This window comes from Dietzia sp. CQ4 (assembly GCF_014145125.1).
Lineage (GTDB): Bacteria > Actinomycetota > Actinomycetes > Mycobacteriales > Mycobacteriaceae > Dietzia > Dietzia natronolimnaea.
In genome coordinates this window covers 1-5,365 of record NZ_JAALDZ010000010.1, presented here as the reverse complement: position 1 = coordinate 5,365, position 5,365 = coordinate 1, and the positions used below count along the sequence as shown (strand labels likewise).

The window sequence follows — 5,365 nt, the reverse complement described above, 5'->3', positions numbered from 1 at the left end:
CGGTGTGGTGGTGTTGTTTGAGAACTCAACAGTGTGTTTTGTTTGTGATAGTGCCAAATTTTTTGTTTGGTTGCGACCCTTTCACATCCCTGTCGTGGGGGTCGCGTTTTTTGAACAGCCAGTTTGTTTGGTTTGTTTTTTGCTTGGATTGTGCTTTTTGTAGTGCTGAGAAGCTTTTATGGAGAGTTTGATCCTGGCTCAGGACGAACGCTGGCGGCGTGCTTAACACATGCAAGTCGAACGGTAAGGCCCTTTCGGGGGTACACGAGTGGCGAACGGGTGAGTAACACGTGGGTAATCTGCCCTGCACTTCGGGATAAGCCTGGGAAACCGGGTCTAATACCGGATATGAGCTCCTGCCGCATGGTGGGGGTTGGAAAGTTTTTCGGTGCAGGATGAGTCCGCGGCCTATCAGCTTGTTGGTGGGGTAATGGCCTACCAAGGCGACGACGGGTAGCCGGCCTGAGAGGGTGATCGGCCACACTGGGACTGAGACACGGCCCAGACTCCTACGGGAGGCAGCAGTGGGGAATATTGCACAATGGGCGAAAGCCTGATGCAGCGACGCCGCGTGGGGGATGACGGTCTTCGGATTGTAAACTCCTTTCAGTAGGGACGAAGCGAAAGTGACGGTACCTGCAGAAGAAGCACCGGCCAACTACGTGCCAGCAGCCGCGGTAATACGTAGGGTGCAAGCGTTGTCCGGAATTACTGGGCGTAAAGAGCTCGTAGGCGGTTTGTCACGTCGTCTGTGAAATCCTCCAGCTCAACTGGGGGCGTGCAGGCGATACGGGCAGACTTGAGTACTACAGGGGAGACTGGAATTCCTGGTGTAGCGGTGAAATGCGCAGATATCAGGAGGAACACCGGTGGCGAAGGCGGGTCTCTGGGTAGTAACTGACGCTGAGGAGCGAAAGCATGGGGAGCAAACAGGATTAGATACCCTGGTAGTCCATGCCGTAAACGGTGGGCGCTAGGTGTGGGGTCCTTCCACGGATTCCGTGCCGTAGCTAACGCATTAAGCGCCCCGCCTGGGGAGTACGGCCGCAAGGCTAAAACTCAAAGGAATTGACGGGGGCCCGCACAAGCGGCGGAGCATGTGGATTAATTCGATGCAACGCGAAGAACCTTACCTAGGCTTGACATATACAGGACGACGGCAGAGATGTCGTTTCCCTTGTGGCTTGTATACAGGTGGTGCATGGTTGTCGTCAGCTCGTGTCGTGAGATGTTGGGTTAAGTCCCGCAACGAGCGCAACCCCTGTCTCATGTTGCCAGCACGTTATGGTGGGGACTCGTGAGAGACTGCCGGGGTCAACTCGGAGGAAGGTGGGGATGACGTCAAATCATCATGCCCCTTATGTCTAGGGCTTCACACATGCTACAATGGCTAGTACAGAGGGCTGCGAGACCGCGAGGTGGAGCGAATCCCTTAAAGCTAGTCTCAGTTCGGATTGGGGTCTGCAACTCGACCCCATGAAGTCGGAGTCGCTAGTAATCGCAGATCAGCATTGCTGCGGTGAATACGTTCCCGGGCCTTGTACACACCGCCCGTCACGTCATGAAAGTCGGTAACACCCGAAGCCGGTGGCCTAACCCTTGTGGAGGGAGCCGTCGAAGGTGGGATCGGCGATTGGGACGAAGTCGTAACAAGGTAGCCGTACCGGAAGGTGCGGCTGGATCACCTCCTTTCTAAGGAGCACTCACCTCGCCTGTTGGTGGGGTCAGAGTTAGCGCCTGGTTCGTGCCCGTTCGTGGTGCGCTGGGTGGCTCATTGGGTGGAACACTATTGCGTAGGACTCGCCTTGATCTTCGGCGCCGGCTCAGGGCTGGTTGCCGGGGGGAGCGTGGTTCGGACAAAACACACTGTTGGGTGTCTGAGACAGCACCGTGAGCATCCCTGGTTGTTGGGGGTGTGGGTTGTTTCTGATGGCACTGATTCCCGAGATGCTCTTTTGGCCGGTTGGCTGGGGGTGTGGGTGGGGTTGGTGTGTGTTGTTTGAGAACTGCACAGTGGACGCGAGCATCTTTAATTGTTTGTGAATGTAAGTGTGTAAGAGCACACGGTGGATGCCTTGGCACCAAGAGCCGATGAAGGACGTAGGAGGCTGCGATAAGCCTCGGGGAGCTGCCAACCGAGCTGTGATCCGAGGGTGTCCGAATGGGGGAACCCAGCGCGCGTGATGGCGTGTTACCCACATCTGAATACATAGGGTGTGTGGAGGGAACGCGGGGAAGTGAAACATCTCAGTACCCGCAGGAAGAGAAAACAACAGTGATTCCGTCAGTAGCGGCGAGCGAACGCGGAAGAGGCTAAACCGCATGCGTGTGATACCCGGCAGGGGTTGCGTGTGTGGTGTTGTGGGGCATGATGTCCTGGTTCTGCCGGATCAGGCGCTTGATAGTCCGCGGGTTAGGGGAACGACTTGGAAGGGTCGGCCGTAGAGGGTGAGAGTCCCGTACCTGAAAACTTTGTGGCTGGGCGATTTGTGTTCCCAAGTAGCAGCGGGCCCGTGAAATCTGCTGTGAATCTGCCGGGACCACCCGGTAAGCCTAAATACTCCTTGGTGACCGATAGCGGATTAGTACCGTGAGGGAATGGTGAAAAGTACCCCGGGAGGGGAGTGAAATAGTACCTGAAACCGTGTGCTTACAATCCGTCAGAGGCTTTCGGGCTGATGGCGTGCCTTTTGAAGAATGAGCCTGCGAGTTAGTGGTATGTCGCGAGGTTAACCCGTGTGGGGAAGCCGTAGCGAAAGCGAGTCCTAATAGGGCGAGTATAGTGGCATGCTCTAGACCCGAAGCGGAGTGATCTACCCATGGCCAGTGTGAAGCGACGGTAAGACGTCGTGGAGGCGCGAACCCACTTAGGTTGAAAACTGAGGGGATGAGTTGTGGGTAGGGGTGAAAGGCCAATCAAACTCCGTGATAGCTGGTTCTCCCCGAAATGCATTTAGGTGCAGCGTCGCATGTTTCACCTCGGAGGTAGAGCTACTGGATGGCCGATGGGCCCTACAAGGTTACTGACGTCAGCCAAACTCCGAATGCCGAGGTGTGAGAGTGCGGCAGTGAGACTGTGGGGGATAAGCTTCATAGTCGAGAGGGAAACAGCCCAGATCGCCGGCTAAGGCCCCTAAGCGTGTACTAAGTGGAAAAGGATGTGGGATCGCTGAGACAGCCAGGAGGTTGGCTTAGAAGCAGCCACCCTTGAAAGAGTGCGTAATAGCTCACTGGTCAAGTGGTCCTGCGCCGACAATTTAGCGGGGCTCAAGTACACCGCCGAAGCCGCGGCACTCACACAATAACCTCCTCCGGGCAGGTGTGTGGGTGGGTAGGGGAGCGTCGTGTGGCCATAGAAGCGTCGGAGTGATCCAGGCGTGGAGGCCACACGAGTGAGAATGCAGGCATGAGTAGCGAATGACGAGTGAGAAACTCGTCCGCCGAATGATCAAGGGTTCCTGGGTCAAGCTAATCTGCCCAGGGTGAGTCGGGACCTAAGGCGAGGCCGACAGGCGTAGTCGATGGACAACGGGTTGATATTCCCGTACCCGTGTGTGCGCGCCCATGGTGAATCAGTGATACTAACCGCCCTGAATGGCCTAGAGCATCCTTCGGGATGACGTGGTCTGGATGCGCGGGACCTGATCTGGTAGTAGCCAAGCGATGGGGTGACGCAGGAAGGTAGCTGGGCCAGTCAGTGGTTGTACTGGTGTAAGAGTGTAGGCCGTGACATAGGCAAATCCGTGTCACATTAAGGCTGAGACTTGATGCATACCCGTTGTGGGGAATTCAGTGATCCTATGCTGCCGAGAAAAGCCTCTAGTGAGTTCATACACGGCCCGTACCCCAAACCGACACAGGTGATCAGGTAGAGAATACCAAGGCGATCGAGAGAACTGTGGTTAAGGAACTCGGCAAAATACCCCCGTAACTTCGGGAGAAGGGGGGCCATGCCCGGTGAACATCTTCACGGTGGGAGCTGGGTGTGGTCGCAGAGACCAGAGAGAAGCGACTGTTTACTAAAAACACAGGTCCGTGCGAAGACGTAAGTCGATGTATACGGACTGACGCCTGCCCGGTGCTGGAAGGTTAAGAGGACCGGTTAGCCGCAAGGCGAAGCTGAGAATTTAAGCCCCAGTAAACGGCGGTGGTAACTATAACCATCCTAAGGTAGCGAAATTCCTTGTCGGGTAAGTTCCGACCTGCACGAATGGCGTAACGACTTCTCTGCTGTCTCGACCACAGACTCGGCGAAATTGCACTACGAGTAAAGATGCTCGTTACGCGCGGCAGGACGAAAAGACCCCGGGACCTTTACTATAGCTTGGTATTGGCGTTCGATTCGGTTTGTGTAGGATAGGTGGGAGACTGTGAAGCATGCACGCCAGTGTGTGTGGAGTCGTTGTTGAAATACCACTCTGATCGTATTGGACGTCTAACCTCGGCCCATGATCTGGGTTAGGGACAGTGCCTGGTGGGTAGTTTAACTGGGGCGGTTGCCTCCTAAAGAGTAACGGAGGCGCCCAAAGGTTCCCTCAGCCTGGATGGCAATCAGGTGTTGAGTGCAAGTGCACAAGGGAGCTTGACTGTGAGACTGACACGTCGAGCAGGGACGAAAGTCGGGACTAGTGATCCGGCACCGGCAAGTGGAAGCGGTGTCGCTCAACGGATAAAAGGTACCCCGGGGATAACAGGCTGATCTTCCCCAAGAGTCCATATCGACGGGATGGTTTGGCACCTCGATGTCGGCTCGTCGCATCCTGGGGCTGGAGTAGGTCCCAAGGGTTGGGCTGTTCGCCCATTAAAGCGGCACGCGAGCTGGGTTTAGAACGTCGTGAGACAGTTCGGTCTCTATCCGCCGCGCGCGTAAGAAACTTGAGGAAAGCTGTCCCTAGTACGAGAGGACCGGGACGGACGAACCTCTGGTGTGCCAGTTGTTCCACCAGGAGCATCGCTGGTTAGCTACGTTCGGAAGGGATAACCGCTGAAAGCATCTAAGCGGGAAGCCTGTTCCAAGATGAGGTTTCTCACCACCTTGCGTGGTTAAGGCCCCCCACAGACCATGGGGTTGATAGGCCGGAACTGGAAGCGCAGCAATGCGTGGAGGTGACCGGTACTAATCGGCCGAGGGCTTACACACAAACAAGCCAAAGAATTTGTTACGCGTCCACTGTGCAGTATCTGAAACAACACACCCATCCGCGGTCTCGATCGCGGGTCGGGCCTTGTTTCACAGAGTTACGGCGGCCATAGCGGCAGGGAAACGCCCGGTCCCATTCCGAACCCGGAAGCTAAGCCTGCCAGCGCCGATGGTACTGCACTCGTGAGGGTGTGGGAGAGTAGGTCACCGCCGAACACAACTTCA

3 rRNA genes are annotated in these 5,365 nt (G+C 56.1%); all 3 read left to right on the top strand.

Annotated elements, in window-relative coordinates:
* Positions 1-175: 175 nt before the first annotated feature.
* Positions 176-1,692, top strand: a 16S ribosomal RNA gene (locus G6031_RS00405).
* A 351-nt stretch (positions 1,693-2,043) separates the two neighbouring features.
* Positions 2,044-5,140 (top strand): 23S ribosomal RNA (locus tag G6031_RS00400).
* Positions 5,141-5,239: 99 nt separating this feature from the next.
* Positions 5,240-5,356: ribosomal RNA gene (rrf, locus tag G6031_RS00395) — 5S ribosomal RNA — on the top strand.
* The 16S, 23S and 5S rRNA genes sit together here, the layout of an rRNA operon.
* The last annotated feature ends 9 nt before the right edge of the window (positions 5,357-5,365 follow it).